Consider the following 13094-nt stretch of genomic DNA (forward strand, 5'->3'; position numbering starts at 1 on the left):
CCGTCGGGCTGTTGCCCACCAGGTGCACCGCCACGTCGGCCTCGGCCACGAACGGCGCGGAGGCGTCGGCGTCGGAGTGCACGGCGACGGTGCGGATGCCGAGGTCACGGCAGGTGCGGAACACCCGGCGCGCGATCTCCCCTCGGTTGGCCACCAGGACGGAACGGATCATGGAAGGACTCCTGTGCTGCTCGCTCGTGCTCAAAGCCTGAACACCCCGTAGCCGCGGGCGCCCTCGACGGGTGCGGTGTGGATCGCGGACAGGCAGATGCCGAGGATCGCGCGGGTGTCGCGGGGATCGATCACGCCGTCGTCGTAGCCCATGCCCGACGTGAAGTAGGCGAGGGACTGCTCCTCGATCTGCTGCTCGACGTAGTCCTTGACACCCTGGAACCCCTCGGCGTCGAACACCTGACCCTTGGACTCGGCCGACTGGCGCGCCACGATCTCCATGACGCCGGCCAGCTGCGCCGGACCCATGACGGCCGACTTCGCACCGACCCAGCTGAACATGAACCGCGGGTCGTAGGCGCGGCCGCTCATGCCGTAGTGGCCGGCGCCGTACGAGGCCCCCATGACGACCGACAGGTGCGGGACCTTGGAGTTGGAGACGGCGTTGATCATCTGCGCGCCGTGCTTGATGATGCCGCCCTGCTCGTACTCCGCACCCACCATGTAGCCGGTGGTGTTGTGCAGGAAGAGCAGCGGCGTGTCGGTCTGGTTGGCCAGCTGGATGAACTGCGCGGCCTTCTGCGCCTCGGCGCTGAAGAGCACGCCCTGGGCGTTGGCCAGGATGCCGATCGGGTAGCCGTGCAGCTGCGCGTACCCGGTGACCAGGCTCGAGCCGTACAGCGGCTTGAACTCGTCGAACTCGCTTCCGTCGACGAGGCGGGCGATGACCTCGCGCGGGTCGAACGGGACCTTGAGGTCGGTCGGCACGATGCCCAGCAGCTCCTCGGCGTCGAGCACGGGCTCGGCGTAGTCGGTGCGGGGGTCCGAGCCCTTCTTGCGCCAGTTGAGCCGCCGCACGATCTGGCGGCCGAGGCGGATCGCGTCGTGCTCGTCGACGGCCAGGTAGTCGGCCAGCCCCGACGTCTTCGCGTGCATCGAGGCACCGCCGAGGGACTCGTCGTCGGACTCCTCGCCCGTGGCCATCTTCACCAGCGGCGGACCGCCGAGGAACACCTTCGCTCCACCGTCGACCATGACCACGTAGTCGCTCATGCCGGGGATGTAGGCGCCACCGGCGGTCGAGTTGCCGAACACGAGGGCCACGGTGGGCCGCCGGTCCTCGCTGGCGCGGGTGATGTTGCGGAAGCTCGCGCCACCAGGGATGAAGATGTCCTTCTGCGTCGGCAGGNNCCGGGTTCGACGAACCGCCCTTCACGGTCGGGTCGTTGGCGACGATCATGCACTCGACGCCCTCGACGACGCCGATGCCGGTGACGATCGAGCCGCCGACGGTGAAGTCGGTGCCCCAGCCGGCGAGAGCGCCCAGCTCGAGGAACGGGGTGTCGGCGTCGAGCAGCAGCTCGATCCGCTCGCGGGCGGTGAGCTTGCCACGGGTGTGGTGGCGCTCGACGTACTTCTCCCCGCCGCCGGCGAGCGCCTTGGCGTGCTGCTCGCCCAGGTCGGCGACACGCTCCAGCATCTGGGCGCGGTTGTCGGCGAACGTCGCCGTCGTCGGGTCGATCGTGGTCTTCACAGCAGGCCTCTCAGTAGCCCAGGAGCTTCGCGGACAGGTCCTTCATGACCTCGGTGGCGCCGCCGCCGATGCCGAGGATGCGGGCGTCGCGGTAGTGGCGGTCGATCTCGGACTCACGCATGTAGCCCATGCCGCCGAAGATCTGCACGGCCTCGTGCACCACGTGCTCGACGGCGGCCACCGAGACGTTCTTGGCGGTGACGGCGTCGAGGATGAGCGACGGGTCGGTCTTCGGCGTCTCGAGCGAGCGCTCGAGCGCCTGCCGGGTGAGAGCACGCGCGGCCGCGGTGCGGGCGTGCATCTCGACGAGCTTGTGGCGGATCACCTGACGGGCGATGAGCGGCTTGCCGAACGTGTCGCGCTCACGGGCGTACGCCACGGCGAGGTCGAGCGCGCGCTGCGCCGTGCCGTACGCCTGCACGGCCAGCCCGAGCCGCTCGCCCACGAACTGCTGCATGACGAGGTAGAAGCCGCCGTTCTCCTCGCCGACCAGGTTCTCGACGGGGACGCGCACGTCCTCGAAGGCCAGCTCGGCGGTGTCGGAGCAGTGCCAGCCCATCTTCCGCAGGCTCTTGCTCACGGTGAAGCCGGGCGTGTCCTTGTCGATGACGAGCAGCGAGATCCCGGCGTGCCCCTCACCACCGGTGCGGACCGCGGTGGTGACGAAGTCGGCCCGGACGCCCGACGTGATGAACGTCTTGGCGCCGTTGACGACGTAGTGGTCGCCGTCGCGCACGGCGCGGGTGCGGATGTTCGCGACGTCGGACCCGCCGCTCGGCTCGGTCACCCCGAGCGAGCCGATCTTCTCCCCGGCCAGCGTCGGCCGGACGTAGGCGTCGATCAGCGCTGGGTCACCGGCGTCGATGATGTGCGGCACCGCGATGGAGTGGGTGAACAGGCTGGCCTGCAGACCGGTCGAGCCGCCCGCGGCCAGCATGGCCTCGGTGACGATGCACGCGTCGAACGAGTCGCCGCCCGCGCCACCGACCTCCTCGGCGTAGCCGACCGCGAGGAAGCCGGCCTTCGCGGTGGCGGCGTGCAGCTCGCGCGGGAGCTGCCCGTCGTCCTCCCACTGGGGCAGGTGCGGCACGATCTCGCGCCGGGTGAACTGCTCGACGGCCGTGCGCAGCGCCTGGCGCTCCGGGGTCGTCCACAGGTCCGTCATGGTCGGGCTCCTTCGAGGAGGGTCAAGGGGACGGCGGTCACGCGGGCGCGCAGCCACTCGCCGAGGGCCTTCGCCTGGGGGTCGAGCCGGGTCGACGACGACACGCCCTCCCCCAGCAACCCGTGGATCACGATGTTCACGCCGCCGAGGTTGGGCAGCGGGTGCACGTCGACGTCGAGGTCGGCGGCCTCGGGCAGCATCGCCTGGACCCAACCGGGGTTCACGACGCCGAGCAGCCACGCCACGGCGTCGTCACGTCGGGGGTGCTCCGCGGGGACCCACAGCCCGACGTTCGCGTCGCCACCCTTGTCACCCGAGCGCGCGTGCACGAGCTCGCCGAGCGGGACGGCGCGGGTGTCGCCGAGGTCGGGCGCCGGAGCGGGTCGGGTGGACGAGCCCTGCTCGGGATCGGCCGTGCCGGTCGGCGGGGCGATCTCCTCACGCGTCCCGTCCGGGTGCACGACCACGTGGGGCACCTCGGACTGCGGCACGTAGGCCGGGCGGTAGACGCCGAAGGGCGCGCCGCGGCCGGGCGGGGCGGTCAGGGTGAAGCCGGGGTACGACGCCAGGGCCACGTTCACGAACGCGTCGCTGAACGTGCGACCCACCGGCTCGGGCCGGGTGCTCTTGGCCACGCAGCGCAGCAACGAGGTGGCCGCGGCCTGGGTGGGCGGGTCGAACACGTCGGTGCGGTCGAGCGTCCACACCAGCGCGTCGGGCGGGTCGGACTGCAGCGCGTCGGTGACCTGGCGGCGCACCCAGGCGGCCTTCGCCTCGATGTCGAGCCCGGTGAGCAGCAGCTCCACGCTGTTGCGGAAGCCACCGATCAGGTTGAGGCAGACCTTGGTGGTGGCCGGCGGGGGCGTGCCGCGCACGCCCGCGATGCGCACGCGGTCGGGGCCGTCCTGCGTCAGCTCGACGGTGTCGAGGTGCGCGACGACGTCGGGGTTGAGGTACGCCGGGCCCTGGATCTCGTAGACCAGCTGGGCGGTGACGGTGTCGACGGTGACCGCACCACCGACCTCGCGCCCCTCGACCCCCCGCCCCTCGACGCCGGCGTGCTTGGTGACGACGCTGCTGCCGTCGGCGGCGACCTCGGCGATCGGGAACCCCAGCGGCGCGGACGTGTCGAGGCTGCGGAACCCGCTGAAGTTGCCACCCGTGGCCTGCGTGCCGCACTCGATGACGTGACCCGCCACGAGCGCGCCCGCGAGGGCGTCGAGGTCGTCGCGGCCCCACCCGTGGGCGTGGATCGCCGGGCCCATCACCACCGAGGCGTCGGTGACGCGACCGGTGACCACGACGTCGGCACCGGCCTCGAGCGCGGCGGCGATGCCGAACGCACCGAGGTAGGCGTTGACGGTGAGCGCGTCACCGGGCAGGTCCAGCTCGGCCGCGCGGGCCTTGAGGTCATCGCCCTCCACGTGGGCCACGTGCACGTCGAGCCCCTGGGCCGTCGCGATCTCGCGGATCCGCTCGGCGAGCCCCGCCGGGTTGAGCCCGCCGGCGTTCGTGACGACCTTGACGCCCTTCTCGAGCGCGAGCGCGAGACCGTCCTCGAGCTGGCGCACGAAGGTCTTGGCGTACCCGGTGGACGGGTCCTTCATCTGGTCCTTGCCGAGGATCAGCATCGTCAGCTCGGCCAGGTAGTCGCCGGTGAGGTAGTCCAGGTCGCCTCCCTCGAGCATCTCGCGGAAGGCGGACAGCCGGTCGCCGTAGTAGCCGGAGCAGTTGCCGATCCGGGCCGGCCGGTCGAGGGTCATGCGTCCCCGCCGTCGCTGCCCCGCTCGGCCAGAGGTCGGGGGTCGTTGCCGGGCAGCCCGGCGAACGCCTGCACGATGTCGAGCCAGTGGTCGGCGTCCGCGCCCTCGGCACGCACGTCCACGTCGTCACGGTGCCGACGACGGGTGGCGAGCAGCGCGAAGTCCCACGCGTCGCCGGTCACCCGCTGCTCGGCGTCCTCGGGACCCCAGGTCCACGTGTCGCCGCCGGGCGCGACCAGCTCCACCCGCACGTCCGACGTCGGCAGCTCCTCGCCCCGCATCAGGTGGGCGAAGCCGCGGGTGCGCACGCCGATGTGGCACACGTGACGCACGCGGTCGGTGCGCGGGACGTCGACGCCGAGCGCCTCGGCCACGTCGTGCGCGTGGGCCCACGTCTCCATCACGCGAGCCGTGGCCATCGACGTGGGGCTCATGGGCGGGCCGAACCACGGCACCTTCTCGCCGGCGGGCACGGCGCGCAGTGCCTCGGCCAGACGGCGCCGACCGTCGCGCCACTCGTCGATCAGCGTCGGGACGGGCTTGGCGGCCCAGCTGTTCGCGCCGTCGTCGACGAAGCCGCTGGGGTTCTCGGCCGCAGCCTTCATCCCCGCACCGAAGGCCTCGGGGTCGGTGAGGGCCGCGAGCGAGGCCTGGTCCGTCCAGGCCAGGTGTCCCACCTGGTGCGCCACCGTCCATCCCTCGGGCGTGGTGACGGCGCCCCACTCCTGGACCGGCAGGTCGGCGACCCAGCCGTCGAGCTGGTCGCTCTCGGCCGCGAGGTCGGTCAGGACGGCGGCGAGCCGGTCGTCGGGTTCGGTCGGCGGCATGTCAGCGCTCCAGTCCGGCGTCGAGGGTGACGGCCCAGGCGTCGAGCACGGCGGCTCGACGTCGGCTGTCGTCGGTGAGGGTCCCGGCGAGGCCGAGGCCGCGCAGCAGGTCGAGCGTGGCCTGGACGAGGGCCCGGTTGCTGCCGCGGTCCTCGTCGACGCCGAGCAGGTCGACGGCGTAGGCGTGGGTCTCGCGGCCGACGCGGCGCTCCAGCGGGCCGACGGCTCCGCGCAGCTCGGCGTCGGTGCGGGCGGCCACCCACAGCTCGAGTGCGGCGAAGAACACCGGCGACGTGAACTGCTCGGCCAGCACGTCGAGCACGGCCCGGGTGCGGCCGACGTCGGGCAGGGCACGCACCGCGTCGGCCATGGCGTGCCGGCGGCGCTCGGTCAGGTGCTCCACGGCGCCGACCACGAGGGCCTGCTTGCTCGGGAAGTGGTGCAGCTGCGCACCCCGGCTCACCCCGGCGCGCTGGGAGACGACCGTCGTCGAGGTGCCGGCCCAGCCGAGCTCCACGAGCGAGTCGACCGTGGCCTCCATGAGCCGAAGCCGCATGGCGGCGGTCCGCTCGGCCTGCGGGGTGCGGGTCGTGGTCACCAGGACATCCTGCGCCGCACCACAACAAACAGTCAAGTCTGTTTGTTAGTTCCTCGGGTGTGACGCAGTCCTGGGACGCACGCCCAGGAACAGGTCCAAGGGCCCAGGACCCGGGCGGCGCGCCGTCGATAGCCTTCGACGGCACACATCCCCCTGGAGGACCCCCATGAGCGACGACACCCCCACCAGCCCCCAGCCCACGGCGCAGCCCACACCGCCTGGGGACGGTGCCGCCGACGCCACCGTCGTGCAGCCCGCGGCGACCGGGACCGAGGGCGCGGCAGCCGGGTCCGGCGGCGCCGGCAAGAAGATCGGGTTCGGCATCGCCGGTGCCCTGGCCGTGGCCGCGATCGGTGGCGGCGCCTACGCCTTCACGCAGCTCTCCGGCGGCGGCACCCAGCCCCACGACGTGCTGCCCGCCGACACCGTCGCCTACGTGCGGCTCGACCTCGACCCGTCCGCCAGCCAGAAGGTGGACCTCTTCCGCCTGGCCAAGCGCGTGCCGGACCTGTCGAAGGAGCTGGGCATCGAGGACGAGGACGACGACCTGCGCAAGCTGGTGCTCGAGGACGCGCTCGGCGACTGCAAGGACGTCGACTACGACCGCGACGTCGAGCCGTGGCTCGGTGAGCGCATCGGCCTCGGCATCGGCTCCAACTTCGAGGACGAGGAGGAGGTCATCCGCATCGCCGTGCAGGTCAGCGACGAGGACGCTGCGAAGAAGGGCATCGCCAAGCTCTTCGCGTGCAACGACGAGGATTACGGCATCGGCTTCCTCGACGGCTACGCGATCGTCACGCCCTCCCAGAAGAGCGCCACCGCCGCCGTGAAGGCCGCGGAGAAGAAGCCGCTCGCCGACGTCGAGCAGTTCACCGCCGCGCAGGACGCGCTCGACGAACAGGGCGTGATGTCCGGCTGGGTCGACGTGAAGAGTGGTGTCGAGGCCGCGAAGACGGCGGGCATCGACGAGGAGCTCGGCGGCGACGCGGCCGAGCTCGACCAGATCACCGACGAGGTGAGCAGCGTGGCGTTCGCGCTGAGCGCGTCGTCCACCTCGCTGCACTTCGACGCCGTCGCCCGACAGGGCGACGAGCCGAGCGAGGTCCCCGAGATCCGCGGTCTGGGCGCCCTGCCCGAGGACACCGTGGTGGGTCTGACCGTCCCCGGCGGCGGCAAGGCCGTGGAGGAGAACTGGGACGAGCTGAAGTCGGGCGTGCAGGACCTGCTCGAGCTCGGCCCGGCGCTCGGCTTCGTGCCCGGCCTGTCCGGCGGTGCCGCCGCCGGACCGGTCGGACCGCCGGTGGAGTTCGACGCGGACGCCTATGCGGCCGACCCCGAGGGCTACCAGCAGGAGTACCTCGACCAGCTCGAGCAGCAGTCGTCCGGCGGCGGCCTCGGCGGCTCGCAGGCCCCCGACGTCGAGGACACGCTGGCCGAGATCGAGCAGACGCTCGACGTGACGCTGCCCGAGGACCTCGTGACCCTGCTCGGTGACGCGTTCACCGTGTACGTCGGGTCCGAGGGTCTGGAGACCCTCGCGAGCGCCCAGGGTCCGTCCGACCCGTCCGAGGTGAGCACCGGGCTGGTCATGGAGGGCGACGAGGCCAAGGCCTCCGACCTGGCCGGGCGCCTCGTGGCGACCGTCCAGAAGCTGGCCGGCGTCGAGATCGCCACGGCCGACGGCGACGACGCGGTCTCGCTGGCCACGTCGCCCGAGGTCGCCGAGTCGCTCGTGAAGGACGGTGGCCTCGGCGGCTCCGACCGGTTCTCCTCGGTCATCGACGAGGACGCGAAGGGCGGCGGCCTGTTCGTCGACGTGAGCACCATCCTCGACACCGTCGAGAACGCCGAGCCCGACCTGGCCGAGGACGAGGTGTTCACGGGCCTGCGCAACATCGAGGCGGTCGGCATCAGCGGCACGCGCCCCGACGACGGGTACCGCGGCTTCTCGCTCGCCGTCGCGTTCACCGAGAAGAAGTAGCACCGGCACGCACGGGCTGGACAGGAGACGGGGGNATGCGCTCAGCGAGTTCTGGAAGCAGGTCCTCGGCTACGTCGACGTCGAGGGCGACCCCAACGAGCCCGGCCACGAGGAGTGCATGATCCTCGACCCGGGATCAGGCCACCACCTGCTGTTCATCGAGGTGCCCGAGGCCAAGGCCGTGAAGAACCGGATCCACCTCGACCTGCGACCCCGGTCGGGGACGCAGGCCGACGAGGTCGCCCGGCTGGTCTCGATCGGCGCGACCCAGGTCGCCGACCTGCGGGGCAAGTACGGCCCCGGGACGGGCTGGGTGGTGCTGGCCGACCCGGAGGGCAACGAGTTCTGCATCCTGCGCTCGGAGGCGGAGAATGCCGCGCGCGACGAGGACTGAGCTTCCTCGGCGCGTGTCCTAGGTGCCGGGTCGGTCCTTCAGCACGGTCACGCGGTGCAGGAGCGGGGTCCAGCGCGGACGGTCCGCCGTGGTGAGGGCGAGACCCGCGCACACCACCACCGTCGCGGCCCACGCGCCGGTCAACGTCACCGTGACGGCCTCGTGCAGGTCACGCGGCAGCACGTTGATCGTCAGGACGACCAGCGCCACGACGACGAGCCCCGCCAGGGAGAGGTCGATCGCGCGGCCCACCGCGTCGGTCCACGACGCCTGCCGGCGGGTGCCGAGATAGGCCGCCACGGCCAGCAGCACCACGAGGCTCAGCAGGTCGATGCCCCGCGCCAGCGACACGAGCGGCAGCAGCATGATCGCCGCCTGCAGCCATCGGGGTCTCACGGCGCCATCGTCCCAGACGTGGTGCCCCACGACGACCCGTCAGCCGGCCTGGAAGAACCAGCGACGCCGACCCTCCCCCACGAGCTCACCCTCGATCACGTCGTCCTGCGGTGCCGACTGCTCCTCGACGACCTCGCCGGAGATGGACTCCTCGTGCTGCGGGTCGTCGTGCTGGGTCGGATCGGCCTCGTGCTCGGTGGTCGAGGCCTCCCCGACCGCACGCCGGGCGAAGTCGGCGGCGAGCCGCAGGGCCTGCCGGCTCTCCGGCAGGGTGTCCGCCAGGACCGGGAACGCGTGCACCTGGCCGCGCCACAGGTGCGTCTCGACCTCGACGCCGCGCTCGGCGAGCATGAGCGCCATGGCCTCCACCTCGGGCCGCAGCATCTCGTCCTCGACGGCCACGAAGAAGCTCGGCGAGCTGATGTGCTCGACGGCGTCGAGCGGCGACACCTCGCCCTCGATGACCGCGCCCTCGGGGACCCAACGCTTGCGGATGAGCGCCACGCGCCCGACCGGCAGGTAGGCGTCGCGCACGCGCGAGACCCGGGCGACGCCCTCCTTGTCGATGCGGTCGGGGTCGAGGCTCAGCAGCGGCGAGAAGGTGAGCAACGCCGCGGGAGCCGGCAGACCGCGGCGGTGGGCCAGCTCGGCGATCTTCATGGTCAGGTAGCCGCCGGCGGAGTCGCCCGCGACGACGATCTTGTCGGGGCGGTCGCTCATCTCCACGAGCGCCTCGTAGGCGGTGATGGCGTCGTTCACCGAGTCGGCCACCGACCCCTCGGGCAGCTGCACGTACTCGACGGAGATCACCGTGGCGCCGGTGTAGAGCGCGAGCCGCTCGCAGATCCGTCGGTGGGTCTCGATCCCACACGAGAAGAACCCGCCGCCGTGCAGGTAGAGCACGGTCATCTCGCTCTCGGGCCCGTAGCGGTGCGTCATGGACTCCACGTGCACGCCACCCAGCTCGAACGAGACCGGCTCCACGTAGCGCGAGCGCGGGCCGCGGGCCGACAGCCGGTCGAGGGAGCGCAGGGTGGTGAGGGTGCGGTCGTTGAGCGGTGCCAGCCGCAGGAGCGGCTTGAAGACGAGCCGTGCGGTGCGGCCCAGGAACCGGCTCTTGAGGCTGACCGACTCGTGCACCACGGCCTCGTCGTAGACCACGCGCATGGGACGGGAGCCGAGCGGAAGCACGTTCCTCGCTCGTTCGGCGACCGCCACGACCGGTGGCAGCGGACGGGTCCGGGTGGTCTCGTCAGCGGTCGACGACGAGCCGCCGGGCAGGAGCAGGTCGCGCAGGCGACGTGCCAACGAACGCAGGGACATGCCTCCACCGTACTCCCGGTATGGCTTCGGGGCCAGGAGCCCCGTCACACCCGGACGGGATGTTTGCGCAGGTCAGCGTAGGTGCACGCCGAGCCGAGCGGGGAGATCACTCCGCCTGGAAGCGGGCGTCGACCTCCACGCGGATCACGATGTCGGCCGGCACGAGGTCGAGGGTGGCACCGCCTGCGTCGGCCGAGGCCAAGGCGAAGGCACGGGGCTCGCCGTGCCCGGGATCACCGGGCCGGTCGAGCATGCCGGGGTCGGCCAGCTCGAGCGCGGTCACCCGGCCCCGTCTCACTGCGTCGGCGTAGGACTGGGCCTTGGTGACGGCGTCGTCGACCGCCGCCTTGCGCACCTCGGCCTCGTGGACCCGTCGGCTCTTGACCCCGAGGTCCCACTCGAGGCCCTGGACCTCGACCCCGGCCTGGCCCGACCAGTGGTCGACGAAGCCGCTGAGCCGCTCGAAGTCGACGAACTCGGCGAGCACCTGCACCTGGGCGCTGTGCACCAGGTCGTCGGAGCGACGGTCGTCGACCCACGGGTGCCGGCTGAACACCCGCACCTGGTCGCTCGACCACGTCCGCACGGCACCGAGGCTCACGAGCTCGGCGAGCTGGGAGCGCAACGGCTCCTGCAGCGCCACGGCGCGGTCGCGCACGTCCTGACGCTCGGCGCCCTCGACCACGACCTCGAGCCGCACGAGGGCGCGCTCGGCCGGGAATCGCCCCTCGGCGGAGCCTCGGACCGTGATCTGCACACCCATTCCCCCATCGTGCCGTTCTGGTGGTGCCTGCGCGTCCTTTCGCCGAGACCGGACGGCGGCCTTCTCCTTCGAAAGAGGCACGACCACTGGAACTCTGACGCAGGCCGCGTCGCACAAGGCGATCGGCCCGTCCTCACGGGGGCCGCGCTGGCGAACCCGAGGGTTCCCTCACCCTAGGATGGAGCCATGGTGACCCTCGCCGAGCTGCAGGTCCGAACCCTCGGCCCGACCACCGTTCCTTCTCCCCTCGCCCAGTACGTGGGTGGGCGCGCGACCAACGAGTACTACGTGGGCGAGGACGACCGGATCCTCTTCGACGACACCATCTCGTTGATCCAGCAACGCGGCCTCCCGCTCGAGGAGCTGCCCTCCTTCGAGACCGGCGGCCCCCGGGACAAGCTCTTCTTCGACCCCGCCACCGTGCGGGTCGGCATCGTCACCTGCGGTGGCCTGTGCCCCGGGCTGAACGACGTGATCCGGGCCCTCGTCATGGAGCTGCACGAGCACTACGGCGTCAACGACGTGATCGGCTTCCGCAACGGCTACGCCGGCCTCGTGCCCGAGAACCTGCTCGAGCCGGTGCAGCTGACGCCCGGCTTCGTCGCCAACATCCACGAGCGTGGCGGCACGGTGCTTGGCTCGTCGCGCGGTGCGCAGGACGTGAAGACCGTCGTCGACACGCTCCAGCTGCGCGACATCGACATCCTGTTCGTCATCGGCGGCGACGGCTCGATGCGCGGCGCCCACCGCATCGCCGAGGAGGCCCTCGCGCGCGGCGCGCAGATCGCGGTCGTCGGGGTCCCCAAGACGATCGACAACGACATCCCGCACATCGGCCAGAGCTTCGGATTCCAGACCGCCTACTCGCGGGCCGCGCAGTCGATCAAGGCCGCCAAGATCGAGGCCGAGGCCTCGCTCAACGGCGTCGGCCTGGTGAAGGTGATGGGCCGTCACGCCGGCTTCATCGCCTGCTACTCGGCTCTCGCCGGCCACGACGCCGACTTCGTCCTCATCCCCGAGGTGCCGTTCGAGCTCGAGGGTGACAACGGGCTGCTCGAGCACGTGCGGCGCAAGGTGCAGGCCCAGGGTCATGCCGTGCTGGTGGTGGCCGAGGGTGCCGGCCAGGAGCACCTGCCCAGCCACGACGAGACCGACGCCTCGGGCAACGCCCGCCTGGCCGACATCGGTCGTCTGCTGCGCGAGCGGATCACCGACGACTTCTCGTCGCGGGGCGCCGAGGTGCTGTTCCGCTACTTCGACCCCGGCTACTTCATCCGTTCCGTCCCAGCCGAGCCGGCCGACTCGGTCTACTGCTCGCGCCTGGCGCAGACCGCCGTGCACGCGGCGATGGCCGGTCGCACCGACATGGTCGTCGGGCGACGTCGGCACCGGTTCGTGCACGTGCCCATCCCCTACGTGACGCACCGCCCCCACCACGTCTCGCCCGACGGCGACCTGTGGCTGAGCGTGCTCGAGTCCACCGCCCAGCCCTTCGACATGCGCTGAGTCGACGACTCAGTGCGGTGCGCGGCTGTAGCCGATCTCCGTGGGGAACGGCTCGAACTCGCAGGGCTGCGATCGGCCGTCGGGGCGCCAGCCGTGCCGCTCGTAGAAGCGGCGGGCTCGGGTGTTGGCCTCCAGGACCCAGAGCCGGTCCACCGACTCCGGCACCGACGCGAGCACCTCGGCGGCCAGGCCGGTGCCGCGGTGGCGGGCCACGACGCCGATGTGGCGCAGCGTGGTCGCGTCGTGCGCCAGGTAGCCCACCGCCACCTGGTCGACCACCACGAGCCATGCGCGCACGGCAGGGTCGGTGAGCACCTCGACCCAGCGGTCGCGCACTTCGGTCCACGGGTACGGGCCGTCGAACACGTGGGCCAGGGCGTCGGTGTTCGCCGCCTGCTCGACCGAGGCCAGCAGACCCTCGTCGCCGGGGACGGCGGGGCGCAGCTCCATGCCCCGATCGTCGCACGGTCCGGATGGTGAGACCTCTTCTCATCCCTTGGAGGACCTGTCACCGTGGAGGTCCATCGACACCCCGCGCCCCACCTCAGGAGATCCCATGAGCGATCAGTGGTCGTTCGAGACCAAGCAGATCCACGCAGGCCAGACGCCCGACCCCACCACCGGTGCGCGGGCCCTGCCGATCTACCAGACGACGTCGTACCAGTTCCGCGAC

The 13094-nt window shown here is 71.8% G+C and carries 12 protein-coding genes and 2 pseudogenes; 3 read left to right on the forward strand and 11 right to left on the reverse strand.

Annotated features, from left to right (window positions below):
- The 7 genes and pseudogenes from ASF38_RS18860 to ASF38_RS04755 all read right to left on the reverse strand — a co-directional run.
- Positions 1-172, reverse strand: a 172-nt coding sequence (locus tag ASF38_RS18860; protein ID WP_235497431.1) for a biotin carboxylase N-terminal domain-containing protein, incomplete at its 3' end; no start/stop codon positions are given.
- A 29-nt stretch (positions 173-201) separates the two neighbouring features.
- Positions 202-1360: acyl-CoA carboxylase subunit beta (locus ASF38_RS04735; RefSeq protein WP_235497401.1), on the reverse strand; the 1159-nt coding region annotated here is incomplete at its 5' end.
- A 2-nt stretch (positions 1361-1362) separates the two neighbouring features.
- Positions 1363-1651 (reverse strand): annotated as a pseudogene (locus ASF38_RS18865) (carboxyl transferase domain-containing protein); the annotation flags it as partial.
- Between the two features lie 64 nt (positions 1652-1715).
- Positions 1716-2870: an acyl-CoA dehydrogenase family protein gene (locus ASF38_RS04740; protein ID WP_082480377.1), complete on the reverse strand. Its 1155-nt coding sequence runs from the start codon at positions 2868-2870 to the stop codon at positions 1716-1718.
- Positions 2867-4633 carry an acyclic terpene utilization AtuA family protein gene (locus ASF38_RS04745; RefSeq protein ID WP_056574010.1) on the reverse strand — a complete coding sequence of 589 codons (1767 nt, stop codon included), beginning with the start codon at positions 4631-4633 and terminating at the stop codon, positions 2867-2869. The genes ASF38_RS04740 and ASF38_RS04745 overlap by 4 nt, the downstream gene beginning before the upstream one ends.
- Entirely contained in the window at positions 4630-5460 is an 831-nt protein-coding gene (locus tag ASF38_RS04750) for a TIGR03084 family metal-binding protein (RefSeq protein WP_056574013.1), read from the reverse strand. Before ASF38_RS04750 ends, ASF38_RS04745 begins: the two co-directional genes overlap by 4 nt.
- A gap of 1 nt (position 5461) precedes the next feature.
- The gene (locus ASF38_RS04755) at positions 5462-6058 is read right to left on the reverse strand and encodes a TetR/AcrR family transcriptional regulator (protein WP_235493072.1); all 597 of its coding nucleotides are present in this window, start codon (positions 6056-6058) and stop codon (positions 5462-5464) included.
- A 166-nt stretch (positions 6059-6224) separates the two neighbouring features.
- On the opposite strand from ASF38_RS04755, the gene ASF38_RS04760 reads away from it, so the two are divergent.
- On the forward strand, positions 6225-8039 hold the full coding sequence (locus ASF38_RS04760; RefSeq protein WP_056574015.1) for a DUF3352 domain-containing protein: 1815 nt from the start codon (positions 6225-6227) through the stop codon (positions 8037-8039).
- A gap of 35 nt (positions 8040-8074) precedes the next feature.
- Positions 8075-8433 (forward strand): annotated as a pseudogene (locus ASF38_RS04765) (VOC family protein); the annotation flags it as partial.
- Between the two features lie 18 nt (positions 8434-8451).
- Here ASF38_RS04765 and ASF38_RS04770 read toward each other — a convergent pair.
- The 3 genes from ASF38_RS04770 to ASF38_RS04780 form a co-directional block, all read right to left on the reverse strand.
- The gene (locus ASF38_RS04770; RefSeq protein WP_056556775.1) at positions 8452-8829 is read right to left on the reverse strand and encodes a hypothetical protein; all 378 of its coding nucleotides are present in this window, start codon (positions 8827-8829) and stop codon (positions 8452-8454) included.
- 39 nt (positions 8830-8868) lie between these two features.
- Complete coding sequence (locus ASF38_RS04775; protein ID WP_055962578.1) at positions 8869-10152, reverse strand: alpha/beta hydrolase; 1284 nt, start codon at positions 10150-10152, stop codon at positions 8869-8871.
- A gap of 106 nt (positions 10153-10258) precedes the next feature.
- A complete protein-coding gene (locus ASF38_RS04780; protein WP_055962575.1) occupies positions 10259-10915 on the reverse strand; it encodes an SIMPL domain-containing protein in 657 nt (218 codons plus the stop codon).
- 186 nt (positions 10916-11101) lie between these two features.
- On the opposite strand from ASF38_RS04780, the gene ASF38_RS04785 reads away from it, so the two are divergent.
- Positions 11102-12421: an ATP-dependent 6-phosphofructokinase gene (locus ASF38_RS04785; RefSeq protein WP_056574022.1), complete on the forward strand. Its 1320-nt coding sequence runs from the start codon at positions 11102-11104 to the stop codon at positions 12419-12421.
- Positions 12422-12430: 9 nt separating this feature from the next.
- Here the strand turns inward: ASF38_RS04785 and ASF38_RS04790 are convergent, their stop codons facing one another.
- Positions 12431-12871: a GNAT family N-acetyltransferase gene (locus ASF38_RS04790; protein ID WP_056574024.1), complete on the reverse strand. Its 441-nt coding sequence runs from the start codon at positions 12869-12871 to the stop codon at positions 12431-12433.
- Positions 12872-13094 lie beyond the last annotated feature (223 nt).

Origin of the sequence: Aeromicrobium sp. Leaf272 (assembly GCF_001422865.1) — a bacterium.
Lineage (GTDB): Bacteria > Actinomycetota > Actinomycetes > Propionibacteriales > Nocardioidaceae > Aeromicrobium.

What these genes read in the sequence shown, in the direction of transcription:
- ASF38_RS04740 (WP_082480377.1), bottom strand. Translation starts at nt 2,870, where the DNA reads ATGACGGACCTGTGGACGACCCCGGAGCGCCAGGCGCTGCGCACGGCC.
- ASF38_RS04745 (WP_056574010.1), bottom strand. Translation starts at nt 4,633, where the DNA reads ATGACCCTCGACCGGCCGGCCCGGATCGGCAACTGCTCCGGCTACTAC.
- ASF38_RS04750 (WP_056574013.1), bottom strand. Translation starts at nt 5,460, where the DNA reads ATGCCGCCGACCGAACCCGACGACCGGCTCGCCGCCGTCCTGACCGAC.
- ASF38_RS04760 (WP_056574015.1), top strand. Translation starts at nt 6,225, where the DNA reads ATGAGCGACGACACCCCCACCAGCCCCCAGCCCACGGCGCAGCCCACA.
- ASF38_RS04775 (WP_055962578.1), bottom strand. Translation starts at nt 10,152, where the DNA reads ATGTCCCTGCGTTCGTTGGCACGTCGCCTGCGCGACCTGCTCCTGCCC.
- ASF38_RS04780 (WP_055962575.1), bottom strand. Translation starts at nt 10,915, where the DNA reads ATGGGTGTGCAGATCACGGTCCGAGGCTCCGCCGAGGGGCGATTCCCG.
- ASF38_RS04785 (WP_056574022.1), top strand. Translation starts at nt 11,102, where the DNA reads ATGGTGACCCTCGCCGAGCTGCAGGTCCGAACCCTCGGCCCGACCACC.
- ASF38_RS04790 (WP_056574024.1), bottom strand. Translation starts at nt 12,871, where the DNA reads ATGGAGCTGCGCCCCGCCGTCCCCGGCGACGAGGGTCTGCTGGCCTCG.